We start from the raw sequence: 26,577 nt of genomic DNA on the forward strand, positions 1-26,577 counted from the left end.
CTGGAGCCCTCCTTCGAGGCCCGCTCACGCGGTCACCTCAGGATGAGGGGATTTGTTGGAATCATCTACGCCGTCCGTACCAGCCGGCTCGCGAAGAAGCCGTCGAGGCCCTGGCTCGGCAGGGTGCGCAGGTCCCCCTCCCCGTCGATCAATTCGATGCGACCGCCGACCTCCTCCGGTCGCAGGGGCACACGGGCGAATCGGGCGTCGCGGGCGAGGAAGGCGGCGACCTGCGCCTCGCCCTCGGCCCGCTCCAGGGAACAGGTGCAGTAGACGAGCCGCCCGCCCGGCCGCACCAGATTCGCCGCCCGGTCGAGGAGCTTGCCCTGCAACTGGGAGAGGCGGACGATGTCGGACTCGTCCTTGGTCCAGGCGACGTCGGGGTGGCGGCGGATCGTGCCCGTGGCCGAGCAGGGCGCATCGAGGAGCACCGCGTCGAAGGGCTCGGCTTGGTAGGTCGTCGCGTCGCCCACCGCGATCTCAGCCTCAAGGCCCAGGCGCGCGAGGTTTTCACGAAGACGCTCCAGGCGAGGGGCCGAGCGGTCCAGCGCCGTCACACGTGCGCCCCGGCTCGCGAGCTGCATCGTCTTGCCGCCCGGCGCGGCGCAGAGGTCGAGCACGCGCTCGCCCTCCCCGACGCCGAGCAGCCGCGCGGGGATCGCGGCGGCGGCGTCCTGCACCCACCACGCGGCCTCGCGGAAGCCCGGCAGGTCGGGAATCGCCGCCCCGTCCGGCGGCATCCGCAGGGAGCCCGTCGGCAGCATGGTGGCGCCGAGGCGTTCCGCCCAGGCCTGCCCCTCGCCCTCGTTCCGCAGGGTAAGATCGATGGGCGCGCTGGTGAGATGCGCGCGGGCGATCTCGGCCGCCCGCTCCGGCCCGTAGGCCGAGACCCAGCGGCGGGCGAGCCAGTCGGGGGTGTTGTCGCGCAGCGGTTCGGCCGCCGCGAGGATCGCCTCGCGCTCCCGCGCCACCCGGCGCAGCACCGCATTGACCATGCCCGCGAAGCCGGCGGTGCGGTGGTCGGCCTTGGCGAGGCGCACCGCGAGGTCGACGGCGGCGTGGTCCGGCACGGACAGGTCGAGGATCTGGGCCGTGCCGGTGGCCAGCAGCGAGAGCAAACGGGGCTTGCCCTCCGGCAGGCCCTTGTCGAGGCGCTCGGCCAGCACCCGGCGGATCTGGCCGAGGCGGCGGAAGGTCGCCACCGCGATGGCCCGTGCGAGCGCGGCATCGCCCGATTCGAGGCGTTCGGCACGCAGGGCGGCGGCCAGCGCCTCGTCGAGGGCGGGGGGGCGCTCCTGCCCGATCAGCTCGGCCACGGCCTGCGCCGCCGCCCGCCTCGCGCCGAGCCCCGCCGCCTCCTGACCCGTTTCACTCTCCGCCGCGTTGCGGACCTTGCCCCGAGATGCCACGTCTAGCCTTGAAAACCCTGTCGATCCCGACACGACCTCACACCCGAGCGAGTTCGATGCAAGACCATCGCGACGATTCCGCCCCCGAGCCGGTGCGTGAGCGCGCCCTCACGCCTGCCGCCGAGCGCGCTTTGGCCGAGGCCGCCGAACGCCGCGCCGCCATCGACGCCCGCGCCGCCGCGATCCAGGCGCGCCCCGAGCGCCAGGGCCGGGGCGGCCTCGAGCCGGTGCGCTACGAGGATTGGGAGGTGAAGGGTCTCGCGGTGGATTTCTGACGCGGGCTCCTCGCGGAACAGGGCCGCGCCGCCCCCGGTTGCCCCGCCATTCACGGGAGAGCGACCATGGTGACGACGGTTTCGGCGAAGCAGGCGGTGACGGGTCCGCACGGGGAGATCGGCCTCGCCCAGGGCGAGCGCATCGGCATGCGGATGTGGCGCAACGAGGAGCCGAACGCCGACAAGCCCATGACCCGCTCGGAGCACGAGACGGTGGGCTACGTGGTGAGCGGCCGCGCCGAATTGATCGTCGGCGGCGAGACGGTGACGCTCTCCCCCGGCGATTCCTATCTCGTCCCGGCCGGGGCGGAGCACACCTACCGCATCCTCGAGACCTTCACCGCCGTCGAGGCGACCTCGCCCCCGGCGAAGTAGGCACGCCTCACGCGAAGCGCCGTGCACCGGCGACGCAGAGGACCACCGCCGCGCTGACGGCGAGCATCGTCCCCGAGACGGGCTCGCCGACGATCAGCGCGGCCAGGGCAAGGCCGAAGAAGGGCTGGAGCAGCTGCAACTGCCCCACGCTCGCGATGCCGCCGAGGGCGAGACCCCGGTACCAGAACACGAACCCTACCAGCATGCTGAAGACCGAGACATAGGCGAGGCCGCTCCAGGCCGGCGCGCCGATGCCGTCCCACCGCGCCGGCCATGTGGCGCAGGCGAGGATCGCCATGGCGGGGAGCGCCAGCAGCAGCGCCCAGGAGATCACCTGCCAACCGCCGAGGCGCCGCGACAGGGCCGCCCCCTCCGCATAGCCGAGGCCGCAGAGCAGGATCGCCGCCAACATCAGCAGGTTCGCGCCCACGCCCGCCGCCCCGCCTTGCGACAGGGCGAAGCCCGCCACGGCGGCGCTGCCGAGCACCGAGAACAGCCAGAAGGCCGGGCGGGGGCGCTCGCCGCCGCGCAGCACCCCGAACAGGGCGGTGGCGAGCGGCAGCATCCCGACGAAGACGATGGCCTGCGCCGAGGTCATGCCCCGAAGCGCCAGCGCCGTCAGCAGGGGGAAGCCCACCACGACGCCGAGGGAGACGAGGGCGAGGGCCGCGAGGTCGCCCCGCGCCGGGCGCGTCTGGCGCAGGAGCCAGAGCAGCGCGCCGCCGAGGAGCGCGGCGATCACCGCCCGCGCGGCCGTGAGGAACAGCGGCGCGAAACCCGACACCGCCAGCCGCGTCGCGGGCAGCGACCCGCTGAAGATCAGGACTCCGAGGAGCCCGCTGCCAAACCCTGCCTTCGCCCGCATGATCCACCTGCCTTCGCGGCGGCTGGCTTACGGCGCGCGGGAGAATGGGGACACGGACGGAACCGGACGGTCAGGACGAACTGTACCGCTCGCCCGGCCGGGACGGAGGCCCGTCAGTGCGTCATCAGCACCGGCGTGCCGACATCGACCCGCTGGTACAGGTCGACCACGTCCTGATTGTACATGCGGATGCAGCCATAGGACGCCCAGGTGCCGATGGAGCTCGGGCGGTTCGTGCCGTGGATCGCGTATTGGCCGCCGGCCAGGGTCATCGCGGCGGCGCCCATCGGGTTGTGCGGCGAGCCCCCGGCGATGACGTTCGGCAGGCGGGGGTTGTCGCGCTTCACCTCCCACGGGGGCGACCAGGCGGGGGCGACGTACTTGCCGTCGATCTGCGCCGTGCCGAACCATTGCTTGCCCGGCTTGCCCACCGCCACGGGGTAGCGGATCGCCGTGCCGTCGCCGTTCACGAGGTAGAGCTTGCGCTGCGACACACTGATCACGATCGTGCCCGCCGAGCCCTCCCCGAAGGGCACCACCTCCCGCGCCGAGGCCGACCCGGCCGCGAGCAGGGCGGCCAATCCCAACACAACCGACACCCGACCCGACATCACCGCGACTCCTCAAGCGTGAGTGTATGCGGGCAATCAATTCACGGCTGCGCGGTGCCGTTCCAGTGAAAGCTATGGTTGATCCGTGGCGAACCACTGAAACTCAAGATGACGGTAAAGAGGATCGGTGAACCGGCATCGTGAATGCGGAGTATTACGCAGAGGGACGAGTCACGCTCACCGCTCGTAGAGTTCCGCGCCCCTGCGGTCCTCCTCCTGCCAGCCGTGGCGTTCGAGCTCCGGATCGGGATGCTCCTCCTGCGGCAGGCCGAGGCAGAGATAGGCGATGAGATGCCAGCCGGGCGGCACGGCGAGGATGTCCGTCACCGCGCAGGGATCGAGGATCGAGACCCAGCCGAGGCCGATGCCCCGGGCGCGGGCGGCGAGCCACAGGCATTGCACCGCGCCGACCACCGAATAGGCCAGCGTCTCCGGCATCGTCGCCCGGCCGAGGCCGAGCCCGGAACCCGTCCCGGTGTCGCAGAAGACGGCGAGGTGGACCGGCGCCTCGTTCAGCCCGGCGAGCTTGAGCGCTCGGTAGCGGGCGGCGCGCTCGTCGCCGTAGGCGGCGGCGGCCTGCGCGTTGCAATGCCCGAAGCTCTCCGCCACCGCCGCCCGCCGGGCCGGGTCCGAGACGCGCACGAAGCGCCAGGGCCGGCTGTTGCCGACCGAGGGCGCCCGGTGGGCCGCCGCGAGGCAGGCGCGCAGGGCCGCCTCGTCCAGCGGATCGGGGCGGAAGCGGCGCACGTCCCGGCGCCACGCGAAGAGCGTGTCCAAGCGATGCGCGAAGGCATCGTCGAAGGCGGGCGGGTCCGTGGTCACGCCAGGGGCATATCCTGTCGGAGGCGCGGACGGCAAAAGCAAAAAGAGGCCGCCCGGGAAGGGCGGCCTCAAGTCCCTTGGGTCTCGAAACCTCGGAGTGCCGGCGCAAGCCGTGATGGACGTCGGCCGAGGCTGGGGAGCACGGGTTCGGCAGACGGCCGGACAGGATCCGGCGAGGTTCGAGCCCTGTTGTCGGGCTGCAACACGGCTCGCGAAAGGCGCCAATGGGGCGAAAGCGTGGAAATTGTCACTTGGATGTGTCTCAACCATCACGCGCCTGTCAGCGCCGGGGCTTCCCTCTCTCCCCTTGCGGGCGGCCCGTGCGGAGACCATCATCCCCGGCTAAGGACAGTGCGCCAGGAGCGACGATGAGCGAATGGACAGGTGCCGGGTCGCGGCCCGACGAGTCGGCAGGGCATGTGATCCCCTTCCCGTCCCGTGCGGAGCCCCCGCAGATCGCCTTCCAGCGCGACGAATTGCGGGTGATCTTCAACCTGTATGGGCGTCAGGTCGCCCAGGGCGAGTGGCGCGATTACGCCCTCGACTTCCGGCGGGACAAGGCGGTGTTCTCGATCTACCGCCGCGCCTCGGAGATGCCCCTCTACCGGATCGAGAAGGATCCGAAGCTCGCCCGCCGTCAGGGCGCCTACGCGGTGATCGCCGCCGACGGGCGGGTGCTCAAGCGGGGCACCGACCTCGCGCGGGTCATCACCGTGCTGGAGCCCGGCCCTCGGGCGGTGTGAGGCCGGGGCTCAGGCGAGCCCCATCTCGCGGATCGTCGAAAGCGCCCGCGCCCTCACCTCCTCCGGCAGGGGCAGGATCGGGCGCGGCGGCACGGCGCCGGCGAGCGCGTGCACGATCCGCAGGGACGAGTGGGCCTTGAACAGGTCCCAGAGCGGGGCCATCGCCCCGTCGAGGGCACGCGCGCGGGCCGCGTCCCCGGCCTGAACGGCGCGGACGATGGCGAGGCAGGGCTTCGGGAACAGGCCGGCGGCGACGCTGTACCACGCGCCCCCGCCCGCGATCAGCGCCTCGGTGGCGTTCCAATCCCCGCTGAAGCCGAGGGGGAAGCCCTCCGGCACGGCGTCCCGCAGTCCAGCGACGGTCTGCGTGGCCTCCTCCGGCGGGGGGCCGGGGCACTTGGCGGCCAACACCCCCGGCAGGCGGGCGAGGCGGCCGATCAGCGCCGGCGTGAAGCGGAAATGGGTGGTGGCCGGGTTGTCATAGATGACGAGCGGCAACCCGCCCTCCTCCGCGACGGCGGCGAAGTGGGCGAAGACCTCGTCCTCGGTGAGCGGCGTGTAGGAGACGGGCGCGAGCAGCCCTGCCGTGGCGCCGGCCGCCTTGGCATCCCGGGCGAGACGGATCGCCTCGTCGGTGCGCAGGGCCCCGATTCCGACGAGCAGCGGCACGCGCCCATCCACCGCCTCGGCGGCGACGGCCACGGCGCGGCGGCGCTCCTCGCGGGCGAGGTAGGCGTAGGTGCCGGTGCTGCCGAGCAACCCGATCGAATCGACCCCGGCCTCGACCAGCGGCGCGAGCAGACGGCGCAGGGCCTCCTCGTCGAGCTGACCAGCGGTGTCGCAAGGGGTGATCGGGAAGGCCGAGAGGCCAGTGAACGCGCTCATGGGGCAGCTCAAACAAAAGGATCCCAAAGGACCCGGTCCTTTGGCGGGTGCAGGGCAGCGCCCTGCGAATCCCAAGGGACCCGGTCCTTCGGGATCGCGCAACAAAAAAGGCCCCGGCGGTCTCCCGCCGGGGCCTTTTTCGTTCAGTCCGGTCGCTTAGCGGCGGTCGCCGACCAGCGAGAGCAGGAACTGGAACATGTTGATGAAGTCGAGGTACAGCGTCAGAGCGCCGTTCACCGACATCTTGGCCGCCATCTCACCGTCGACGCCCGCGTAGAGATACATCTCCTTGAGCTTCTGGGTGTCGTAGGCGGTCAGACCCGCGAAGATCAGCACGCCGAGCACCGAGATCGCGAACTGCATCGCCGACGAGGCAAGGAAGATGTTCACCAGCGAGGCGATGATGATGCCGATGAGGCCCATCATCAGGAACGAGCCCATGCCCGACAGGCTACGGCTGGTCGTGTAGCCGTAGAGGCTCAGGCCGCCGAAGGCCGCCGCCGTGATGAAGAACACCTGCACCACGCTCGCCCCCGTGAACACGAGGAGGAGGGTGGACATCGAAGCGCCCATCACCGCCGCGAAGGCGAAGAACATCGTCCGCGCCGAAGAGGCCGACATGCGGTCCATGCGGAACGAGAAGACGAAGATGAAGGCCAGCGGCGCCAGCATCAGCAGCCACTTGAGGGGGCTGGTGTAGAGCATCGCGCCGAAGGGCGTGAGCACCGGCCGCGTGCCCTGGTAGGCCGCGACAGACGCCATGTTGAGACCCAGCGCCACGAGGCCGGAAATCCCGAGCCCCACGATCATGTTGTTGTAGACGCCGAGCATGAAGGAACGCAGGCCCTGGTCGACTTCGACCTGGGTCCCGGCATAGCCGGTGGCCTGCTGCTGCTGGCCGTACCGGAAGGGGCTGTTATCGAATGCCATGGGAGTGTCCTTGCGGAGGCTCTCTCAGCGTGGTGTTTCGGGCGAGGCCCACGCAGGACCTCTGGCGCCGGATGGCGCCTCGTCCCAGAATATGTTGCGGGACGCCCCCGCGCACAAGGCCCGGCCGAGGTTCCGCGAGCGGTTTTCGGCGCCGCGCGCATGTAAATTTGTCCATGTCGTCAGGGATTAAAACCCGCGACCAATCGGATCGACCGCAAGACGACTGGTAGAGCGATTCACGCAATCCTTATAACTCGCGCAGGTACGGTGCCGGCTTCTGGCCGAGGATTCGCGCGGTGCCCGCGAGCCCGAGCAACACCGCCAGCAGCACCGCCGCACCGGCCGCGAGCAGCGCCCCGGAGAGGTCGAGCCGGAAGTCGAGGTGCATCACCTTGGCGACAATGACCCAGCCCGCGAGGCTCCCCGCGATCAGCCCGAAGACCGCCGTGGCGAGGCCCAGCGCCGCGTATTCCAGGGCGTAGGCCGAGAGCAGCCGCGTCCGACTGGCGCCGAGCACCTTCAGCACCACGGCGTCGTAGAGCCGCGCCCGGTGCCCCGCCGCCACCGCCCCGCCGAGGACGAGGAGGCTCGCGAGGATCGCCACGCCGCTCGCCCCCCGGATCGCCAGGACGAGGCGCCCCACGAGGTCGCCGACCGCGTCGAGGGCGTCCTTCACCCGCACCGACGTGACGGAGGGGAACTCCTTCGCGACGCCGCGCAGGATGCCGTTCTCGAGGCCCGCATCGGTGCCGCCGGGCAGGCTCAGGGTGGCGAGGTCCGAATGCGGCGCCCCCTTGAAGGTGCCGGGCGAGAAGACCATCACGAAGTTGATGCCGAGGTTGCGCCACTCGACCTTGCGCAGGTTGAAGATCGTCGCGGTGACGTCGCGGCCCAGCACGTTGACGGTGACGCTGTCGCCGACCTTGAGGCCGAGCAGCCGGGCGAGGTCGCCCTCGAAGGAGACGAGGTGGCCGGCGCCCTCCCCGGCATCCCACCAGCGCCCCTCCTCGACTTTCGTGCCCTCCGGAACCGAATCCGCGTAGGTGATGCCGCGATCCCCGTCGAGCACCCAGGCGGCGTCCTCCGGCGGACGGATCCGGCGCACCGGCACGCCGTTGAGCGCCACGATGCGTCCGCGCATCATCGGCACGTCCTCGATCTTCGCGGCCGGGGCCTCCGCGTGGAGATAGTCCCGGAACCGGGCCGAGTCGCGGGAGGGGATGTCGAGGAAGAACAGGTTCGGCGCCTTGGCGGGCAGCGTCGCGCTGATCGTGCGGCTGACATTGGCGTCGATGAGGCTCAGCGCCACGAGGAGCGTCACCCCGAGCCCCAGCGACAGCACGATGGTCGGCGTCAGGGCGCCCGGCCGGTGAAGGTTCGCCAGCGCCATCCGGGGCGCGGCCCGCTTCGGGTGCGGCAGGCGCTTGGCGCCGGCCATCAGCCCGAGGGCCACGAGGTGCAGCAGCCCGAAGGCGATGCCGGCGGCCGCGATGAAGATCAGCGCCACCCGCCGGTCGAAGGCGCTCGCCACCGACAGGCCAACGAGGAGCGCCAGCGCCGCCCCGAGCCAGATCCGGTAGCGCCGCCGGGGGGCGACGCGGGCGCGATCCACCGTGTCGCGGAACAGACCCGAGACCGGCACGTCGTGGGCGCGGCCGAGCGGCGTGATCGCGAAGGCGAAGGCGGTCAGGAGGCCGTAGGCGGCGGCGAGCGCCAACTCGCCGGGGGCGAGCGAGGGGTTCAGCGGCAGGGGCAGGCTGTCGGCGAACAGCGCATCCACGAGGAAGGGCAGGCTCGCCCCGGCGGCGAGGCCGATCAGCGTGCCGAGGCCGGCGATGAGCATGACCTGCGTCAGGTACAGGCCAACCACGGTGGAGCCCGGCGCGCCGATGCTCTTCAGCGTGGCGATGGAGCCGCTCTTGCGCTCCACGAAGGCGTGGACGGCGTTCGCCACCCCGACCCCGCCGACGATCAGCGCGGTGAGGCCGACGAGCGTCAGGAACTGCGTGAAGCGCTCGATGCTCTGGGCGAAGCGCGGGTCGGCGTTGGCGCGGCTGCGGACCTGCCAGCCGGCCTCCGGCGCCGCCTGTCGCACCCGCGCCTCGACCGGATCGAGGGCGGTGCCCGTCGGCAACTGCACCCGGTAGCTCCAGCGGCTCAGGCTGCCGGGCTGGACGAGGCCGGTACCGCGCAGAGCCGCCTGCGACACGATCAGCCGCGGTCCGAAACCGATGCCGCCCGCGATCTTGTCGGGCTCGGAGAGGATCGTTCCCCGGAGCACCAGCGGGTGTCCGGCCAGGGTGATCCGGTCCCCGAGCTTGAGGTCGAGGCGGGTCAGGAGCGCGGGGTCGGCCAGGGCGCCGGGCGTACCGTCCCTGTCGGCGAGGAGGTCCGCGAGTTTGCCTGCCGGCTCGGTGACGAGCTCTCCGGCGGCCGGGTAGGTCGCGGGGTCCACGGCCTTGAGTTCCACCAGCGTCGCGTCGCCACCGGGCGCCACCGCCATGGCGCGCAGCGCCGCCACGATGTCGAGCGTGCCCTCGCGGGCGAGGGTGGCGCGTTCCGCCTCCGTCGCCTCGCGGTTGATGAGGCTGTAGCTGAGATCGCCGCCGATGATCCGCCGCCCCTCGCGTCCGAGCCCGTCCGACAGGGAGCGCGACACCGAGGCGATGCCTGCGATGGCCGCGACGCCCAGCGCGATGCAGGCGAGGAACACGCCGAACCCGGACAGCCCGCCGCGCAATTCGCGCAGGGCGAGGCGCAGGATGAGGGGGCTGCGGCGGGGGGCGGGATCGGGGTGGGTCAGGGTGCCGTGCATGATGTCCGACCAGTCATTCGCACCCCATCTTCGGCCTGCGCCGTCATCCCGGGGCGCCGCAGGCGAGCCCGGGATCCAGACACTCCGAAGGCGCAAGGTCCGGCGATGTCGGCGGCTCTGGATCCCGGGCTCCGCTGCGCGGACCCGGGATGACGAAGGTGATGGACCGGCCTCACGCCGCCACCGCCTCCTCGACCACCCCGGAGCGCAGGCGCACCGTGCGGTCGCAGAGGCGGGCGAGGCCGTTGTCGTGGGTCACGAGGACCAGGGTCGCCCCTCGGTCGCGCTTGAGGCGGAACAGCAGGTCCACGATCTGCCGGCCGGTCGTCTCGTCGAGGTTGCCGGTGGGCTCGTCGGCGACGAGGATCGCCGGATCGGGCGCCACCGCGCGGGCGATGGCCACCCGCTGCTGCTCGCCGCCGGAAAGCTGCGCCGGGTAATGGTGCAGCCGGTGCCCGAGGCCGACCGCCTCCAGTTCGGCGCGGGCGCGCTCATGGGCGCCGGGCCGGTCGGCGAGTTCCAGCGGGAGGGCCACGTTCTCCAGCGCCGTCATGGTCGGCACGAGGTGGAAGGACTGGAACACGATGCCAATCCGCCGGCCCCGGAACCGGGCCAGCGCGTCCTCATCGAGGCGCACGAGGTCGGTGTCCTCCACCAGCACCCGGCCGGAATCGGGCCGTTCCAGACCGGCCATCACCATGAGCAGCGTCGACTTGCCCGAGCCCGACGGCCCGACGAGCCCCACCGCCTCGCCCCGCCCCACGGCCATGGAGATGCCCCGCAGCACATGGACGCGGGCAGGCCCCCGCCCGAGACTGAGATCGATGCCGTCGAGACTGATCGCCGGAGGGGCCGATGCCTTGCCGTCGCTCATGGTATGTCCGATCTGTGGGCGATGACGAGCATGACACGCACGGCTCCGCGCCGGATTGGGTTGCGGCGCGATATGGGTGATGCATTGCGGCTCCGCCATGACAGGCGCCGCCGATTCCCCGTCTTCGCCGCGATTGCCGCACTGATGAGCCTGATCTTCGCCGCCCCGGCCCCATCGGCCGCCCAAGCCGCCCCCCGCCCGATCAAGCTGGTGGCCTTCGGCGACAGCCTCACCGCCGGCTACCGGCTGCCGGCCGACGCCGCCTTCCCCGCCGTGCTGGAACGGATGCTGAAGGCCCAGGGCCGGGACGTGCAGATCGCCAATGCCGGCGTCTCCGGCGACACCACGACGGGGGGCCTCGACCGGCTCGACTGGTCGGTGCCGGACGGCACGGACGGGGTGATCCTCGAACTCGGCGCCAACGACATGCTGCGCGGCACCGCGCCGGCCGTGACGCGGCGCAACCTCGCGGCGATGCTCGACGCCCTGAAGGCCCGCCACATCCCCGTGCTGCTGGCCGGGATGCAGGCGGCGCCCAACCTTGGCCCCGATTACTGGACGAAATTCGACGCGATCTTCCCCGACCTCGCGAGGCAGGACGGCGTGATGCTCTACCCGTTCTTCCTCGACGGGATCATCGGCGATGCCGGCCTGCACCTCGATGACGGGATTCATCCGAACGTGAAGGGCGTCGAGGCCATCGCCGCGCGGATGCTGCCGACCGTCGAGCGCTTCCTCGACAGCCTGCCGGCCCAGGCGACCCGCTGATGCCGCGCCTGTTCACCGCGCTGGCCGTCCCGCCCGAGATCGCCGACGCGCTGGCCGTCTACCGGGGCGGGCTCCAGGGTGCCCGCTGGGTCGAGCCCGCCGATTTCCACGTGACGCTGCGCTTCCTCGGCGATGTCGAGCGCCCGGTCGCGGAGGATTTCCTGGACTCTCTCGCCGAGACGCGACTGCGCGGGCCGCTCACCGTGACCCTCGACGGGCTCGGGGCCTTCGGCGGGGCCAAACCCCGCGCGCTCTACGCCGCGATCCACCCCACCGCCGACCTCGCCGACCTGCAGGCCGAGCAGGAGCGCTTCGCCCGCCGGGCGGGCCTCGCGCCGGAGACGCGCAAGTTCACCCCGCACGTCACCCTCGCCCGGCTGCGGCGGGAGGCGAGCGCCGAGGCCGTGGCGATGTACCTGTCTCAAGGACCGGTCTTCACGCCCCTGACCTTCACCGCCGACCGGGTAACGGTCTATTCGGCCCGCGAATCGACCGGCGGCGGCCCCTACATCGCGGAGGCCGCGTTCCCCTTCGCCTGATGGCCTCAGCTCGCCTTCAGGAAGATCTGCATCGTGTTGCCGAGGCCACCGGACTGCTCGGCGAGGCGCTCGGAGATCTCCCGCACCTTCTCGGCGAGCGAGCCGGTCGCCCCGGCCGCCGTCGAGACGCCGGAGATGTTCACGGTCATCTCCTGGGTCGAGGCCGCCTGCTGCTCCACCGCGCCCGCGATGGCCAGGGTGAGCCGCGACAATTCCTCCACCGCGCCGGTGATCGTGCCGATGGCCGAGACGGCCTCGCCGGTGGCCGCCTGGATGGCGTGGATCTGCTGGGTGATGTCGTCCGTGGCCCGCGCCGTCTGGCCCGCGAGTTCCTTCACCTCGGCGGCCACCACGGCGAAGCCGCGCCCGGCCTCGCCCGCCCGGGCCGCCTCGATGGTCGCGTTGAGCGCCAGGAGGTTGGTCTGGTCGGCGATCGACTTGATCATCGCCACCACGGAATCGACCTTGCCGGTCTTCTCCGCGAGCGCCCGCACGGTCATGTCGGTGGCGCCCGCCTGATCGGCGATCTGGTTCGCCCGCTCCGAGACCCGCCCGACCTGGCCGGAGATCTCCTTGACGGTGCTCGCCATCTCCTCGGAGCTGGCGGCCACCGTGGCGGCGAGCCCGCTCGCCTCGTCGGCGGAATGGTTCAGCCCCTCGGCCGATTGGCGCATCTCATCGATCGCCCTGCCCAGGGCATCGACCACCCGCGTCACCTCGTCCGCCACGGCGACCTGCGCCGTCACGACCGCCCAGGTCAGCATCGGGCCGAGGTAGTTGCCCTCCGGATCCTTGATCGCCGAGACCTGCAGATCGAGAATCTCGGGACCGACCTTGATGCGCGTCCGGTGCGGGAGGCGGCTCGCATCGGCCAGCATGTTGCGCTGGTGGCTCGGGTTCTTGTGGAAGATGTCGAAGGAGCGGCCGACCATATCAGCGACCTTCACCGGCAGATGCTGCTCGATGGTGCTGAGCGTCTTGGTGGACGTCCGGTTGAGGTAGTTGATCTTGAACTCGTCGTTGATGTCGGCGGTCATCACCGCCACCGGCATGTCGTCGATCATGGTCAGCAGGCGGCTGACCTCGTTCTTCTTGTCCGTGATGTCGGCCGCGAACTTGATGACCTTGAACGGCTTGCCGTCGTCGCCGAAAACGGGATTGTAGCTCGCCTCCAGCCACACCCGGCGCTTCGTCTTGTCGAGGCGCATGAACTCGCCCGAGACGAACTCGCCGGCGCGGAGCTTGGCCCAGAACTGCTCGTATTCGGGGGCGGCCGCAGCGCCCTCCTCGATGAAGATGCGGTGGTGGCGCCCCTTGATCTCCGAGAGGTCGTAGCCGACCACGGCGAGGAAATTGGCGTTCGCCGTCAGGATCGACCCATCCATTCCGAATTCGATCACGGCCATCGAGCGATCGAGCGCGTCGATCACGAATTTCGAAATGTCGGTCTTCGCGCGCCTGAACATTGCCGAACCATCCCCAACCGGTGCTTGTCGCACTTTGCCGACATAAACTTTAAAAAACTTGACGTACGCTCTTCAGAACTTTGGATGGTTTCGCACATTTCATGCCGAGAATTCTGTCATATCGTTGCGCGAACTGACTTCGCAGCCATAACTTCGTGTATTCGTTTCGGAAATCCTTGGCCTGGGGGCGATTTCCGGCCCGGACCCATCCGGCCCTCGTGATGGATTTCCGGTCGCCCGGCGCTAGTTCGACTGACTCAGGGACGGCCTCCCGGCCCGGCCATGCGGGCGGGGCTCCCTTCGGCAACTCGCGTCTTGAGGATCACAATGGCTCGCATCGCTACGAGCGCCGTCGCGGCCCTTCTCGCCCTCGGCGTGAGCGTGTGTCCGTCCTGGGCGCAGGACGTACAGGCTCCCTCGGCCGGCACGGCGACCGCGACGGCGGCGGACGCAATTCTGCTCACGGTCTTCCTGCGGCACGACCAGTCGCGCCCCCTCGCGGACCTCAACCGGCAACTCGCCAAGCAAGGCTTCTACCGCGCCTTCCCGCCCGCCGGCATGGAGGTCGTGTCGTGGAACGTCGTGATGGGCATCGGACAGGTGATCGTCCTGCGCCTGCCGGCCTCCCGTCTGCGGGAAGTGAACCGCGTGCTCGAGGACACGGCCTGGGGTGCCTACCGAACGGAATTCTACCCGACCTACGATTATCGGTCGATCGGGCTCTCGGAGCACGAGAAGGCGCAGTGAAGCCGGACCACCGCGCCGCACAACGGCGTTCGGACGGCCATCGATGCGATACACGCAGAGGGGGCATCGCGAATCGGGGCTGACGGCCGGGGCGATTCTTCGGCATGATGTTGCGACGCACCATGGCCATCGAGGCCCGGTCGCCGGAGAATCGCCATGACACAGATCGCCAGGACCGTCGCGCGTGGTCTCTCGCTCTCGGCTCCGCGCCTCGCGACCCGGATCGGCCAAGCCCTGACCCGTGCAGCGGCGCATCGTTATGAGGAGCAGCGCGCCCAGGTCGAGCGCACCGGCTGCGGCGGGATGCTCTGATCCCCTCCCCGTTCTGTCGGAACGCCCGGCGGCGACGTAGTTTGGTCGCTTTCCTCCGCCATGTCGCGCGGGCCGGGCCGCGCTTGGTCGGCGGCCGCAAGACGGGACCGTGAGGGCGATGGCGTTAGGCCTGACGATAGAGACGCGCGAGGGAGACAGGCTCAGCCCGCTCGAATCCTACCTGCACGTCCTCCATGCCCTGATGCTGCGCGACATGCGCACACGCTTCGGCGGCACGCTGTGGGGATACGGCGTGGTCGTGCTGTGGCCCTGCGTTCACATCTTCATGCTGATCGGGGTCTACACCTTTCAGCATATGCCGGTGCCGATCGGAAGCAGCGCACCCCTGTTCTTCGCGACGGGTGCGGTTCCTGTCCTCATCTTCCAATACGTGTCCCGCGAGGTGATGAAGGCCACGATCGTCAACAAGCCCTTGACCTACTATCCGCAGGTCAAATTGTTCGATCTGATCCTGGCGCGCGTGCTCGTCGAGATCGTCACCGGATTCCTCGGCCTCCTCGTCATCGTCGCGCTCCTGACCGCCCTGGGAACGGATCCGCGTCCGGCGGACAGCCTGCTCGCCGTGCTCGGCTATCTCACTGCGATCCTGCTCGGCATCGGCGTGGGCGTCGTCAACGTCGCGATCTTCAGCTACTTCCCCGGCTGGCTCGTGGGCTATGCGCTCTTCAACATCCTCATGTACGTCGCCAGCGGCGTCATGTTCATGCCGAGCTTCCTGCCGGAAAAAATCTATTACTGGATGAAGTACAATCCGGCGCTTCAGCTCGCCGAATGGATGAGGCTGGCCTACTACCCCTCCTCCGGCCTCAAGATCGACTATCTCTACGTCCTCATGTTCGGCCTCACCTGCCTGGTGATGGGGCTCCTGATCCTCAAGCACGTGATCAGCAAGCGGAACTGACGCCGCGACGGGCGGGAGCACGGAACCCGCCGGCGCGGATGCCGTTGGCGCCATGCCCGGCGATGCCCCGGCGGGCTGGTGAGGCCCCTCATGCGCCAGACCGTCCCGCTGCAGCACCTCCTCGCCACGGCTCTGCGCGATGGCGCGGATCACGTCGGGCAGATGCTGCGGCTCGCCCGGATTGAGAGCGATGCGGCCGTGCGGACCTGGCTCCGGCTCGTGGGCATTCTCGGGACGATCCCGATCCTCGCCGTGGCGACCTTCTTCCTGGGCCTCGATGCCCTCGTGAAGATCATCGCCGCCTTGAGCGGCGCGCCGCTCCTCGCCGCGTCGATCGTCGCGGCGCCCTTCATCGGCATCGCCCTCGTGCTGGTGCGCCTGGGTGCGCGACGCATGGCGCTGTCGAACCTCGAACCCTGGCGCTCGTGGCGGCGCGAGGGGCGCCCCACGGGCCCTGCCGTGCGCCCGCGTCCGGCCGCGTGAGCGGATGAGGTCTGCGGATCAGCGCGACGCGACGGTCTTCGCCGTGGCGACAGGCAGGTGGAGGAAGCTGCGCTCACCGGTCGCGGCCTCTGTCACGTGCTGGATCGCGTCGAGCAATTCGGCGACGGGCCGTGTCTCGACCGGACGGAAACAGGCGAGCCCGGCGACGCGGCGCGGCGCGATGCGGCCCGCGGCAAGTTGCGCCTCGCTCAGCGCGTCGAAGTTCCGATCTTTGGCCATGTGCTCGAACCTCCACGGAGAGCGTGGGACGGTGATGGTTGACGAAAGGTTAACGACGCTGTCGGCGGGCGGGGCATGACGAGCGCGGTCGTCGTCGGCGCGTCAGGGGGCATCGGTCGCGCCCTGGTGGAGCGGCTCGTCGCGAGCGGCGCCTATGGCACGGTCTTCGCCCTGTCGCGGGCCGGCCGCGAGGACAACGCGGGCGCGATCGCGGGCCGGATCGACGTGACCGACGAGGACAGCATCCGCGCGGCGGCGGCGCTGGCGGGTGAGGCAGGTCCGGCGAGCCTCGTCATCGTCGCGAGCGGCCTCCTGCACGGCGCCGGTGTCGCGCCGGAGAAATCGCTGAAAGCCCTCGATCCGGATGCGCTGGCGCGGCTCTTCGCCGTGAACACGATCGGCCCGGCGCTGGTGGCCAAGCACTTCGTCCCGCTGATGCCGCGCACGGGCCGGAGCGTCTTCGCGGCCCTCTCCGCGCGCGTCGGCTCCATCGGCGACAACCGGCTGGGCGGCTGGTATGGCTATCGCGCCTCGAAGGCAGCCCTGAATCAGGTCCTGCGCACGCTGGCGATCGAGGTCGCCCGCAGCCGCCCGGACGCGGTCGTGGTGGGGCTTCATCCGGGCACGGTGCGCACGGCCCTGTCCCACCCGTTCCGCCCCGACGCCGACAGCCCCGACACGGTCACACCGAAGGCGGCGGCGGCGCATCTCCTCACCGTTCTCGAGGGCCTGAGCGCGGCCGAGAGCGGCGGCGTGTTCGCCTGGGATGGCCAGCCGGTTCCCCCCTGAGGTGGGAGAAGGCTTGCCAGAGCCAAGAGGGCCGTCTAGGAGATCGCGGTCCTTGGGGCGTCGCCAAGTGGTAAGGCAGCGGTTTTTGGTACCGCCATTCCCAGGTTCGAATCCTGGCGCCCCAGCCAAGCCTCCGTTAAGTCATTGATTTCATTGCGATAAATGCTGGCCGGCGAGGCCGCTCGTTCGCAATGCAGATGCACGTGCTTGTCCGCAGGGCGGCACAGGCGGGATCGAGGCGATTCCGTCGCATTGAGCGAACCCGACCGTCCGGTGCCGCTGTCAGGGGGACGTCCACCACGCGAGGCCGCGACCGGGGAGCGCCGCTTCCTCCACCGCGCCGTCACCGCGGAACTGCACTCGGCTCGGGCCGAACCCCAATCCACCGGCAACACAGCACCCTGAGCGTCGAGGACGTCTCACCGTCCCTGGCGTCGCCATTGTCCCCGTCCGAGGCGCGACGCCCGATTGCCCCGGAAGCGTCGCGTGCCAGGCCCTTGACGATAGATGATGGCCATAATAGATGACGGTCGTCATATCAAACCGTCGATGGCCCACGGGGGAACTGGCGATGGATGCGAGACTCGTCATCGTACTGACCGGCTTAGCCGTCTCGGCCTGCTCGCCGGCTCAGACGGCCGCGACGCCGGAGCCGCCCCTGGTGCAGGTCGCCGAGGTCGCGCCCGCCGAGGGGGCCGTCGCGCGCTACACCGGGGTGATCCGGGCGCGCACCGAGAGCAACCTCGGCTTCCGGGTGGGCGGCAAGATCTTCGAGCGCCTCGTCGATCCGGGCGACCACGTGCGTCTCGGCCAGCCGCTGATGCGCCTCGACAGGACCGACTTCACCCTGGCCCTCAACGCGGCCCGCTCCTCCGTCGAGGCGGCCCGGGCGCAGATGATCAAGACAAAGGCCGACGAGGAGCGCAGCCGCAGGCTCGTCGGCGACGGCTGGACCTCGAAACAGACCTACGACCAGAACAAGGCTGCGGCGGACGCGGCCGTCGCCCAGTTCGCCAATGCCGAGGCGCAGGCGAGCCAGATCGCCAACCAGGCAGGGTATTCCGAACTCCAGGCCGATGCCGACGGCGTCGTCATGGAGGTGCCGGGCGAGCCGGGACAGGTCGTCGCGGCCGGGCAGACGGTGGTGAAGCTGGCCCGGGACGGCGCCCGCGAGGCCGAGGTGTTCCTGCCCGAGGGCAGCCGGCATCTGGCGAAGGGCACGGCGTCGGCCACGCTCTATGCCGAGGGCGAGACGACCTACCCGGCCCGGCTCCGGGAGTTGTCGGCCACGGCCGATCCCGCGACACGCACCTACCGCGCCCGCTACATCCTCTCCGGCGGTGGGGAGACCGCGCCCCTCGGAGCCACCGTCACCCTGCGGTTGAAGCCCGTGACGACGGAGGCGGCGTCGTCCGTGTCCGTACCCCTCGGGGCCCTGTTCGACCAGGGCGGCGGCTCCGCCGTCTGGCGCTACGACGCCGGCACGCAGACCGTCGCGGCCCAGCCCGTCACCGTGTCGCGCCTCTCGGAGGAGAGCGCGGAGATCGCCTCGGGCCTGAGGCCCGGTGATCGCATCGTCTCCCTCGGCGCCCACCTGCTGAAGGCCGGCGAGACGGTGCGGCTGGCCAACGCGAGCGTCGCGGAGGCCGGGCGATGAGCGCCTCCCGCTTCAACCTTTCGGCCCTGGCGGTGCGCGAGCGCGCCGTCACGCTGTTCCTCCTGATCGCCCTCGTCGGCGCGGGCGTCTTCGCCTTTGAGAAGCTCGGGCGCGCCGAGGACCCGACCTTCGCGGTCAAGACCATGGTCGTGTCGGCCGCATGGCCCGGCGCGACCACCGGCGAGATCCAGCGTCAGGTCGCCGACCCGCTGGAGAAGCGCCTTCAGGAACTCGTCTACTACGACCGGGTCGAGACGACCGTCCGCCCCGGCGTGATGCTGATGAAGGTGTACTTCAAGGACAACATGCCGCCGGCCAAGCTGCCGTCGGAATTCTACCAGACCCGGAAGAAACTCTCCGACCAGGCCTCCAGCCTGCCGCGCGGCGTGCTCGGGCCTCTGTTCAACGACGAGTTCTCGGACGTCTACTTCGCGCTCTATGCGCTCCAGGCGCAGGGCCTGCCCCACCGGACCCTGGTGCTGCGCGCCGAGGACCTGCGCCAGCGCCTGCTGCGCGTGCCCGGCGTCGAGAAGATCAACATCCTCGGCGAGCAGGCACAGAAGATCTTCGTCGAAATCTCCTACCAGCGCCTCGCGACATTGGGCATCACCGGCCAGCAGCTCCTCGCGGCGCTCGCCAACCAGAACGACGTGACGCCGGCCGGCTTCGTCGAGGCCGATGGCCCGCGGGTGTACCTGCGCCTCGACGGCGCCATCGACAGCCTCGACGCGATCCGCGACCTCCCCGTGACGGCCGGGGACCGCAGCCTCAAGCTCGGCGACATCGCGCAGGTGAAGCGCGGCTACGAGGACCCGAAGACCTTCGCGATCCGCAACGACGGCGAAGCGGCGCTGGTGCTCGGCCTCGTGATGAAGCCGGGCTATAACGGCCTCACCCTCGGCGAGGCGCTGAACGCCGAGGAGGTGGCAATCCACCATGACCTCCCGACCGGCATCACCTTCACGAAGATCACCGACCAAGCGAAGGTCATCGACGAGGCCATCCACGAGTTCATGGTGAAGTTCTTCACCGCGCTCGGCGTGGTGATCTTCGTGAGCCTCGTGGCGCTGGGCTTCCGGGTCGGCCTCGTGGTGGCGCTGGCCGTGCCGCTCACCCTCTCGGCGGTGTTCGTGGTGATGATGGTCACCGGCCGCGACTTCGACCGCATCACGCTGGGCGCGCTGATCATCTCCCTCGGCCTGCTCGTCGACGACGCCATCATCGCCATCGAGATGATGGTGGTGCGCATGGAGGAGGGCTACGACCGGATCGAGGCGGCGACCCATGCCTGGCGCTCGACCGCCGCGCCGATGCTGACCGGCACGATCGTCACCATCGCCGGCTTCCTCCCCGTGGGCTTCGCCGCCTCCACGGCGGGCGAGTATGCCGGCAACATCTTCTGGGTGGTGGCCTTCTCGCTGATCGTCTCGTGGATCGTGGCCGTGACCTTCACGCCGTATCTCGGCGTCAAGCTCCTGCCGAACATCAAAAAGGTCGAAGGCGGCCACGGGGCGATCTACGCCACCAGGAACTACCAGCGCCTGCGCCGGATCGTGCGCCTGTCCGTCGACCACAAGTGGATGGCCGCCGGCATCACCGTGGCGCTGTTCGCGGCGTCCGTCGTCGGTATGGGCAAGGTCGAGAAGCAGTTCTTCCCGAACTCGGAGCGCCCCGAACTCATCGTCGAGGTGACCCTGCCCACCGGCTCCGCCTTCGCGGCCACGGAGGCCAGCGTCAAGACGATCGAGGCGGCCGTGCGCGGACTCCCCGAGGCGCGCGAGATCACGAGCTACATCGGGCAGGGCATGCCGCGCTTCGTCCTGTCCTTCGATCCGGAACTGCCCGATCCCGCCTTCGCGCAGATCGTCGTGCAGACCGCCGACTCGCATGCCCGCGACGCGCTGCGGATCAAGGTCCGCAAGCTCGTCGACGAGGGCCGCTTCCCCGAGGCACGGGTCCGCGTGCTGCAGATCGTGTTCGGGCCGCCGGTGCGCTTCCCCGTCGCCTTCCGGGTGGTCGGACCCGACCTCACCGTCGTCCGCGGCATCGCCGCCGAGGTGCGCGACGTCATGATGGCCAACCCCAACATGCGCCTCGTCCACCTCGACTGGGGCAACAAGACGCCGACCCTGCACCTCGCCCTCGATCAGGAGCGCCTGCGCCTGATCGGCCTGACGCCGAAGGAGGCCGGCCAGCAATTGCAGAGCTACCTCAACGGCACGCCCGCGACGCAGGTCCGCGAGAACCTGCGCTCGGTCGACGTCGTCCTGCGCAGCCCCGGCCCCGAACGCCGCTCCCTCGGCGACATCGGCGACCTGACGCTGACCACCCGTGACGGGCGCCAGGTCCCGGTCTCGCAGGTCGCGCATCTGGAGAGCCGGAACGAGGATGCCGTGCTCAAGCGCTACAACCGCGAGACCTCCATCCGCGTGCAGGGCGACGTGCTCGACGGCCTCCAGCCGCCGGACGTCCACGCGCAGATCTTCCCGAAGCTCGATGCGATCAAGGCGAAACTGCCGCCGGGCTACCGCATCGACACCGCCGGCTCGGTGGAGGAGAGCGCGAAGGCGATGACGGCCCTCGTCGCGGTGTTCCCGATCATGCTGATCGTGACCCTGACGGTCATCATGCTGCAGGTGCGCTCGTTCTCGACGATGTTCATGGTGTTCGCCACCGCGCCGCTCGGCCTCGTGGGCGCCGTCCCGACGCTGCTCGCCTTCCACCAGCCCTTCGGCTTCAACGCGATCCTGGGCCTGATCGCGCTGTCGGGCATCCTCATGCGCAACACCCTGATCCTGGTGGACGAGATCCATCACGACCAGGCGGCGGGCCTGAGGGACTACGACGCCATCGTCGAATCGACGGTGCGCCGGGCCCGTCCGGTGATCCTGACGGCGGCGGCGGCGATGCTGGCCTTCATCCCGCTGACCCACTCCGTGTTCTGGGGAGCGTTGGCCTACGTGCTGATCGGCGGCGTGGGCGTCGGGACGCTGATGACCCTGCTGTTCCTGCCCGCCCTCTACGCCCTCTGGTTTCGGGTGGCGCGGGAACCGCGCGGCAGGGCAAGCGCGGCCGGAACCGGCACGTTGCCGGCGCCGACCGGGACCTGAGGCGCGCCCGAAAGCCGTCGACGGCCCGTCCATGGGACGCACAGGTTCCGCTTGGGAGATCGCTCCGAACGATGCTTTGATAAATGATCACATGCATCCATATGGATGGCAAAGACGGCGAAGGACGATGGGATGCCGAGGGTTTCGCAGGAGCAGGCCAAGCTCAACCGCGAACGGGTGGTCGAGGTCGCATCCTCCCTGTTCCGGGAGCGTGGCCTGAACGGTATCGGCGTCGTGGACATCATGGCCGCTGCCGGCCTGACCCATGGCGGCTTCTATGGCCAGTTCGCCAACAAGGATGCCCTCGCGGCCGAGGCGTTCGACGCCGCGATCCGCAACGAATACGAGGCGAACCTCGACGCCTTCATCGAGAACTACCTGTCGGTCGGCCATGTGCGCACGCCCGGCCGGGGATGCCCCGTGGCGGCGCTGGCCAACGACATCGCGCGCGAGCCCGCCGGGAGCGTCCTGCGGTCGCGGTTCACCCAGGCGGTCACGGGGCTCGCCGGCCTCATCGCCGACCGCCTGCCCAAGGCTTCGAAGGAGCGGCGCAGGCAGCGGTCGCTGATGGCCCTGTCGACCATGGTCGGCGCCGTGGTGCTGGCGCGCGGCGTCGACGACGAGGCCTTGGCCGACGAGCTGCTGACGGCGGCGCGCAGCACCATCACCGGCTGAGACGGTCCGGCACCGCGCTGAATCCCTCAACCAGGCCGAGAGGCGTGTGGGCGGCTTCCCCGGATTCGGCTTGCACACGGCCCTCTGCCGAAATCTCGACGGTTTGCCTGGCAGTCCCCATCGGTCGAGAGACGGCGGACAACCGTCTAGCGCGGTTTCGGTTTGATCCGGATCACCTTCTTCACTGTCTTTGCGAGCGACAGCGAAGCAATCCAGGGCAGCGGGACCTGAACGGATGTGGCGGATCCCTGGATTGCTTCGCTTCGCTCGCAAAGACGGGAGACGCAGCTTGATCCGAGTTTTCCCGAAACCGCGCTAGCGCGCGCGAAGGGTCCGGCGCGCCACGAGGCCGAGGGTCGAACCCTGCACGATGATGGTGAACAGCACCACGGCGTAGGTCGCCGCCAGGATGCCGGGCTTGGCTCCGCTCTCCGGCAAGGACAGGGCGAGCGCCACCGAGATGCCCCCGCGCACGCCCGCCCAGGTCAGGAACGGCACGTTCCCGAGGGAGAGGCTTCCACCCCAGCGGAACAGCAGCACCGGAGCCGAGACCGCCACGAGGCGGGCGACGAGCACGATGGGCACGGCGCACGCGGCCAGCGCCAGCCCGGAGACCTGGAAGCGCAGGACGAGCACCTCCAGGCCGATGAGGAGAAACAGGACCGAGTTCAGAACCTCGTCGATGAGCGTCCACAGGGCCGAGACGTAGGTGCGGGTGGTGTCGCTCATCGCGTAGCGCGGCGCGCGCTCGCCGATCAGCAATCCCGCCGCGACGACGGCGAGGGGGCCGCTGGCCCCGAGCTTCTGCGCCAGGGCGTAGGTGCCGGTGACGAGGGCCAGGGTGATCAGCACCTCCACGGGGAAATCGTCGATGGCCTTCATCGCGCGGTAGGCGACGTAGCCGGTGACGACACCCAGCAACACCCCGCCCCCGGCCTCGTGCAGGAGGAGCGCGGCCACTCCTCCCACGCCGGTCGCCTCGCCGCCCTTGCCGCCCGCGAAGGCGACCAGCACCGTGAACAGGACGATGCCGATGCCGTCGTTGAACAGCGCCTCGCCCTGCATCTCGACTTCGAGGGCTTCCGGCACGTCCACGTTCTTCAGGGTGGCCAGCACCGCGACCGGGTCGGTCGGGCTGATGAGGGCGCCGAACACGAGGGCCCAGGCCATTGGAACCGGGCTCCCGAGCGCCTGCCCCGCCACCCAGAACGCCCCGCCGACCAGGGCGGTCGAAATGACGGTCCCGAGCAGCGCAAGGGTCGCCACCGCGCGGGCGCGGTCGCGCAAGGCGCGCAGATCGAGGTTCAGGGCGCCGGCGAAGAGCAGGAAGGCCAGCATGCCGTTCATGACGACGCCGGTGAAGTCGACCTGATCGAGGACGCTGGTCAGGTCCTCGTAGAGATGCTGCCCGGGAAAGACGACGTCGGCGAGCACGAGCGCGAGCGAAGCGAGCAATCCCATGACCAGGAGCCCGATGCTGTGCGGCATCCGGAGGAAGCGCCGGTTCAGCCAGCCGAACAGGGCCGACAGGGTCAGCAGCAGAGCCGCCAGGTCGAAGATCGAGATCAAGGGTGTTCCTTCACGCTCGCGCCGGACGGACCACCGCGTTCGATGGGCAACGATCGGAACGCCCCTCCGTGCCGTCCGTTGCCGGGCTCGGGAAGCTTGGGTCCGCAACGATGAACGCGCGCGTCAAAGCCTGGCTGGAAACCCTCGGCGACCTGTTCTGGCTTCGCCCGGCCCTCGTCGTCCTCGGCTGCATCGTGCTGGCCCAGTTCGGCGTCTGGCTCGAGACGGCCCACCTCGTCGGCTTCGACCCCTCCTCGCCCGATACGAACTGGGGGTATTCCGGCGGGGCCGAGGGCGCGCGGGCGCTGCTCAGCGCCATCGCCTCCTCGAATATCGGGGTCGCCGGCACGACCTTCTCCATCACCATCGCGGCCCTGACCCTGGCCTCCGGCCAGATGGGTCCCCGCATCCTGCGCAACTTCATCCGGGATGCCCGCAACCAGACGGTGCTCGGCATCTTCCTCGGGACCTTCGCCTACGCGCTGATGGTCCTGCGCACGGTGCGCACCGTCGAGGAGGACCCGTTCGTCCCGCACCTAGCCATCACCGGCGCCCTGGTCCTCGCGCTCATCGCCGTCGGCACGCTGGTCTGGTTCGTCCACCACATCGCCACCAGCATCAACATCGAGACCGTGGTCGATGCCGTGCAGCAGGACCTCTGCAAGGCCATCGCGACCCATACCGGTGACGAACCCGGGGCCGCCCTTACCGACGACGCGCAGGCCGGACGGGCCGTGGCCGCGACCGGCGGAGGCTACGTGCAGGCCCTCGACGAGGACGCCCTGGCGGATTGGGCCCACGAGCGCGGGATCAGGGTCACCCTGCGGGTGCGGCCGGGCGACTACGTGCCGAGCGGCTTCCCCATCGCGTTCCTGTCCGCGCCGGTCGAGGGCGCCGAGGTGGCCATCCTCGATGCGGTGACGCTGGGGCGCCGCCCGGCCGCGCTCCAAGACCCGGAATATTCGGTCCGGCAATTGGTCGAGATCGCGGTTCGGGCCCTGTCGCCCGGCATCAACGACCCGTTCACCGCCGGCAGTGTGGTGGACCACCTCGGCGACGCCCTGTGCCGGATCGCGCCGCGACACCTGCCGACCGGCGTCACCCTGCGCGAGGGAAGAGCCGTGCTCGTCCATCCGGTGACGGATTACGACGGTCTGTGCGATGCCATGTTCCACATGATCCGCCAGAACGCGGCCGGCTCGGTCCACGTGCTCGGACGTATGCTTGACGTGCTCGCCCGCGTCGCCGAGGTCGAGACGAAGCCGGACCGGGCGGCGGACCTCGTCCGGCATGCCGACCTCGTCATCGCCGCCGCCCGCCGCGACGTGGCGGACCCGTCCGACCTCGCCGACCTGGAGGAGCGCTACCACCGGATGCGCGGCACCGGACCGGGGGACGACGCCGCGGGAACTCACGAGGCATGAGGCTTCACCGGGTTCGGGGGGGTCGAATGAGGCGCCGCGCATCGTCGGGGCGCGGCCGGTCTTGGGCTCAGCGGTGGGCCGGGCGGGCCGGGGCGAACCGCAGCACCAGCGCTCCGGCGGCCATGCAGGCGAGCGAGCCGAGCAGCACGCCGACCTTGGTCTCGGCCTCGAGCTCGGGCGCGTTCGCGAAGGCGAGCAGGCCGATGAACAGGCTCATGGTGAAGCCGACGCCGCACAGGAGCGACACGCCGTAGACCTGCCACCAGCCGGCATGGGCGGGGCGCTGCGCCAGCCCGAGCTTCACGGCGGCCAGCACGAGGCCGAACACGCCGACCTGCTTGCCGACGAACAGGCCGAGCGCCACGCCGAGCGTCACCGGGTCGAGGAGCATCCCCGGCGTGATCCCCGCCAGCGACACGCCGGCATTCGCGAACCCGAAGACCGGCAGGATGAGGTAGGCCGACCAGGGATGGACCGCATGCTCCAGGATGTGCAGGGGCGAGGTCGGATCGTCCGGCTTGCCGACGCTGAGGCGCAGCGGGATGGTCAGGGCCAACAGCACGCCGGCGATGGTCGCGTGGATGCCCGAGGCGAGCACGAACACCCAGAGGACGACGCCCAGCAGCAGGTAGGGCCACAGGCGCGCCACGCCGGCCTTGTTGAGCGCGTAGAGCGCGGCGAGCGTCGCCGCAGCCCCGCCCAGCATCGGTAGCGACAGGTCGGCGGTGTAGAACAGGGCGATGATCAGCACGGCGCCCAGGTCGTCGATGATCGCGAGCGCCGTCAGGAAGATCTTGAGCGAGATGGGCACGCGCGATCCGAGCAACGCCAGCACGCCCAGCGCGAAGGCGATGTCGGTGGCGGCCGGGATCGCCCACCCCCGCAGCGTCTCGGGCGAGTGCCGATTCACGGCGACGTAGACCAGGGCCGGCGCGGCCATGCCGCCCAGCGCGGCGAGCCCGGGCAGGACCCGGTCGGGCCAGGTGCGCAAGCGCCCGTCGAGCACCTCGCGCTTGATCTCCAGCCCGACGAGCAGGAAGAACACCGCCATGAGGGCGTCGTTCACCCAGTGCAGGACCGAGAGCGGGCCGAGATAGGCCTTCAGCGCGGCGAAATAGGCGTCCGCCCACGGCGAGTTCGCCACCACGAGGGCGAGCGCGGCGCTCGCCATCAGGACGAGGCCGCCGCCGGCCTCGCTGACGAGCATGTCGCGGAGCGCCGACAGGCTTCGGCGAGGCGGACGTGGAACGGCATGCGAGGGGGACGGCACAG

At 70.2% G+C, this 26,577-nt stretch carries 26 protein-coding genes and 1 tRNA gene; 15 read left to right on the forward strand and 12 right to left on the reverse strand.

All coding sequences use genetic code 11. The features are described 5' to 3' along the window. Window positions 1-65: 65 nt before the first annotated feature. Window positions 66-1,409, reverse strand: coding sequence for an RsmB/NOP family class I SAM-dependent RNA methyltransferase (locus tag ACS5Q7_RS12175; protein WP_478339569.1), 1,344 nt, complete (start codon window positions 1,407-1,409; stop codon window positions 66-68). A 56-nt stretch (window positions 1,410-1,465) separates the two neighbouring features. Between ACS5Q7_RS12175 and ACS5Q7_RS12180 the strand changes: the two genes are divergently transcribed. Both ACS5Q7_RS12180 and ACS5Q7_RS12185 read left to right on the forward strand, forming a co-directional pair. Beyond that, window positions 1,466-1,684: a DUF1674 domain-containing protein gene (locus tag ACS5Q7_RS12180; RefSeq protein WP_478339570.1), complete on the forward strand. Its 219-nt coding sequence runs from the start codon at window positions 1,466-1,468 to the stop codon at window positions 1,682-1,684. 66 nt (window positions 1,685-1,750) lie between these two features. Beyond that, a complete protein-coding gene (locus tag ACS5Q7_RS12185; RefSeq protein ID WP_478339571.1) occupies window positions 1,751-2,059 on the forward strand; it encodes a cupin domain-containing protein in 309 nt (102 codons plus the stop codon). 7 nt (window positions 2,060-2,066) lie between these two features. Here ACS5Q7_RS12185 and ACS5Q7_RS12190 read toward each other — a convergent pair whose 3' ends face one another. The 3 genes from ACS5Q7_RS12190 to bluB all read right to left on the reverse strand — a co-directional run bounded on the left by ACS5Q7_RS12190 (window position 2,067) and on the right by bluB (window position 4,357). Continuing rightward, window positions 2,067-2,924 carry a DMT family transporter gene (locus ACS5Q7_RS12190; protein ID WP_478339572.1) on the reverse strand — a complete coding sequence of 286 codons (858 nt, stop codon included), beginning with the start codon at window positions 2,922-2,924 and terminating at the stop codon, window positions 2,067-2,069. Window positions 2,925-3,037: 113 nt separating this feature from the next. Next, window positions 3,038-3,535 carry a L,D-transpeptidase gene (locus tag ACS5Q7_RS12195; RefSeq protein ID WP_478339573.1) on the reverse strand — a complete coding sequence of 166 codons (498 nt, stop codon included), beginning with the start codon at window positions 3,533-3,535 and terminating at the stop codon, window positions 3,038-3,040. Window positions 3,536-3,712: 177 nt separating this feature from the next. Beyond that, entirely contained in the window at window positions 3,713-4,357 is a 645-nt protein-coding gene (bluB, locus tag ACS5Q7_RS12200) for a 5,6-dimethylbenzimidazole synthase (protein ID WP_478339574.1), read from the reverse strand. Window positions 4,358-4,725: 368 nt separating this feature from the next. On the opposite strand from bluB, the gene ACS5Q7_RS12205 reads away from it, so the two are divergent. Next, window positions 4,726-5,100 (forward strand): DUF2794 domain-containing protein, encoded by a 375-nt coding sequence (locus ACS5Q7_RS12205; protein ID WP_243953229.1) that lies wholly within the window; start codon window positions 4,726-4,728, stop codon window positions 5,098-5,100. Window positions 5,101-5,109: 9 nt separating this feature from the next. Here the strand turns inward: ACS5Q7_RS12205 and ACS5Q7_RS12210 are convergent, their stop codons facing one another. From ACS5Q7_RS12210 to ACS5Q7_RS12225, 4 genes are all read right to left on the reverse strand, one after another. After that, on the reverse strand, window positions 5,110-5,985 hold the full coding sequence (locus ACS5Q7_RS12210; RefSeq protein WP_478339575.1) for a dihydrodipicolinate synthase family protein: 876 nt from the start codon (window positions 5,983-5,985) through the stop codon (window positions 5,110-5,112). Window positions 5,986-6,141: 156 nt separating this feature from the next. After that, window positions 6,142-6,915: a Bax inhibitor-1/YccA family protein gene (locus ACS5Q7_RS12215; RefSeq protein WP_478339576.1), complete on the reverse strand. Its 774-nt coding sequence runs from the start codon at window positions 6,913-6,915 to the stop codon at window positions 6,142-6,144. Between the two features lie 247 nt (window positions 6,916-7,162). Beyond that, the gene (locus ACS5Q7_RS12220) at window positions 7,163-9,730 is read right to left on the reverse strand and encodes an ABC transporter permease (RefSeq protein WP_478339577.1); all 2,568 of its coding nucleotides are present in this window, start codon (window positions 9,728-9,730) and stop codon (window positions 7,163-7,165) included. A gap of 172 nt (window positions 9,731-9,902) precedes the next feature. Continuing rightward, window positions 9,903-10,604 carry an ABC transporter ATP-binding protein gene (locus ACS5Q7_RS12225; RefSeq protein WP_478339578.1) on the reverse strand — a complete coding sequence of 234 codons (702 nt, stop codon included), beginning with the start codon at window positions 10,602-10,604 and terminating at the stop codon, window positions 9,903-9,905. A 144-nt stretch (window positions 10,605-10,748) separates the two neighbouring features. Here ACS5Q7_RS12225 and ACS5Q7_RS12230 point away from each other — a divergent pair, with 144 nt between their 5' ends. Both ACS5Q7_RS12230 and thpR read left to right on the forward strand, forming a co-directional pair. Continuing rightward, window positions 10,749-11,372: an arylesterase gene (locus tag ACS5Q7_RS12230; RefSeq protein ID WP_478339579.1), complete on the forward strand. Its 624-nt coding sequence runs from the start codon at window positions 10,749-10,751 to the stop codon at window positions 11,370-11,372. After that, window positions 11,372-11,911, forward strand: coding sequence for an RNA 2',3'-cyclic phosphodiesterase (gene thpR, locus ACS5Q7_RS12235; protein ID WP_478339580.1), 540 nt, complete (start codon window positions 11,372-11,374; stop codon window positions 11,909-11,911). Before ACS5Q7_RS12230 ends, thpR begins: the two co-directional genes overlap by 1 nt. Window positions 11,912-11,916: 5 nt before the next feature. Here thpR and ACS5Q7_RS12240 read toward each other — a convergent pair whose 3' ends face one another. Beyond that, window positions 11,917-13,377, reverse strand: coding sequence for a methyl-accepting chemotaxis protein (locus tag ACS5Q7_RS12240; RefSeq protein ID WP_478339581.1), 1,461 nt, complete (start codon window positions 13,375-13,377; stop codon window positions 11,917-11,919). A 327-nt stretch (window positions 13,378-13,704) separates the two neighbouring features. On the opposite strand from ACS5Q7_RS12240, the gene ACS5Q7_RS12245 reads away from it, so the two are divergent. The 4 genes from ACS5Q7_RS12245 (at window position 13,705) to ACS5Q7_RS12260 (ending at window position 15,841) form a co-directional block, all read left to right on the forward strand. Then, window positions 13,705-14,124 (forward strand): hypothetical protein, encoded by a 420-nt coding sequence (locus tag ACS5Q7_RS12245; protein ID WP_478339582.1) that lies wholly within the window; start codon window positions 13,705-13,707, stop codon window positions 14,122-14,124. A 156-nt stretch (window positions 14,125-14,280) separates the two neighbouring features. Beyond that, a complete protein-coding gene (locus tag ACS5Q7_RS12250) occupies window positions 14,281-14,436 on the forward strand; it encodes a hypothetical protein (protein ID WP_478339583.1) in 156 nt (51 codons plus the stop codon). 118 nt (window positions 14,437-14,554) lie between these two features. Further along, window positions 14,555-15,358 (forward strand): ABC transporter permease, encoded by an 804-nt coding sequence (locus ACS5Q7_RS12255; protein WP_478339584.1) that lies wholly within the window; start codon window positions 14,555-14,557, stop codon window positions 15,356-15,358. Between the two features lie 90 nt (window positions 15,359-15,448). Next, entirely contained in the window at window positions 15,449-15,841 is a 393-nt protein-coding gene (locus ACS5Q7_RS12260; protein WP_478339585.1) for a phage holin family protein, read from the forward strand. An 18-nt stretch (window positions 15,842-15,859) separates the two neighbouring features. Here the strand turns inward: ACS5Q7_RS12260 and ACS5Q7_RS12265 are convergent, their stop codons facing one another. Next, complete coding sequence (locus ACS5Q7_RS12265) at window positions 15,860-16,081, reverse strand: hypothetical protein (RefSeq protein WP_478339586.1); 222 nt, start codon at window positions 16,079-16,081, stop codon at window positions 15,860-15,862. 75 nt (window positions 16,082-16,156) lie between these two features. Here ACS5Q7_RS12265 and ACS5Q7_RS12270 point away from each other — a divergent pair, with 75 nt between their 5' ends. The 5 genes from ACS5Q7_RS12270 (at window position 16,157) to ACS5Q7_RS12290 (ending at window position 22,312) form a co-directional block, all read left to right on the forward strand. Beyond that, entirely contained in the window at window positions 16,157-16,870 is a 714-nt protein-coding gene (locus ACS5Q7_RS12270) for an SDR family NAD(P)-dependent oxidoreductase (protein ID WP_478339587.1), read from the forward strand. Between the two features lie 53 nt (window positions 16,871-16,923). Further along, a tRNA-Gln gene (locus tag ACS5Q7_RS12275) sits at window positions 16,924-16,998 on the forward strand. Between the two features lie 443 nt (window positions 16,999-17,441). Beyond that, window positions 17,442-18,527 carry an efflux RND transporter periplasmic adaptor subunit gene (locus ACS5Q7_RS12280; RefSeq protein WP_478339588.1) on the forward strand — a complete coding sequence of 362 codons (1,086 nt, stop codon included), beginning with the start codon at window positions 17,442-17,444 and terminating at the stop codon, window positions 18,525-18,527. After that, window positions 18,524-21,637 carry an efflux RND transporter permease subunit gene (locus ACS5Q7_RS12285; RefSeq protein ID WP_478339589.1) on the forward strand — a complete coding sequence of 1,038 codons (3,114 nt, stop codon included), beginning with the start codon at window positions 18,524-18,526 and terminating at the stop codon, window positions 21,635-21,637. Before ACS5Q7_RS12280 ends, ACS5Q7_RS12285 begins: the two co-directional genes overlap by 4 nt. 132 nt (window positions 21,638-21,769) lie before the next feature. Continuing rightward, window positions 21,770-22,312: a TetR family transcriptional regulator gene (locus ACS5Q7_RS12290; protein WP_478339590.1), complete on the forward strand. Its 543-nt coding sequence runs from the start codon at window positions 21,770-21,772 to the stop codon at window positions 22,310-22,312. A gap of 315 nt (window positions 22,313-22,627) precedes the next feature. Here the strand turns inward: ACS5Q7_RS12290 and ACS5Q7_RS12295 are convergent, their stop codons facing one another. Next, window positions 22,628-23,881: a cation:proton antiporter gene (locus ACS5Q7_RS12295; RefSeq protein ID WP_478339591.1), complete on the reverse strand. Its 1,254-nt coding sequence runs from the start codon at window positions 23,879-23,881 to the stop codon at window positions 22,628-22,630. A 110-nt stretch (window positions 23,882-23,991) separates the two neighbouring features. Between ACS5Q7_RS12295 and ACS5Q7_RS12300 the strand changes: the two genes are divergently transcribed. Further along, on the forward strand, window positions 23,992-25,305 hold the full coding sequence (locus tag ACS5Q7_RS12300; RefSeq protein WP_478339592.1) for a DUF2254 domain-containing protein: 1,314 nt from the start codon (window positions 23,992-23,994) through the stop codon (window positions 25,303-25,305). A 67-nt stretch (window positions 25,306-25,372) separates the two neighbouring features. Here the strand turns inward: ACS5Q7_RS12300 and nhaA are convergent, their stop codons facing one another. Then, complete coding sequence (gene nhaA / locus ACS5Q7_RS12305; protein ID WP_478339755.1) at window positions 25,373-26,575, reverse strand: Na+/H+ antiporter NhaA; 1,203 nt, start codon at window positions 26,573-26,575, stop codon at window positions 25,373-25,375. Between the last annotated feature and the right edge of the window lie 2 nt (window positions 26,576-26,577).

It is taken from the genome of Methylobacterium sp. Gmos3 (assembly GCF_056430985.1).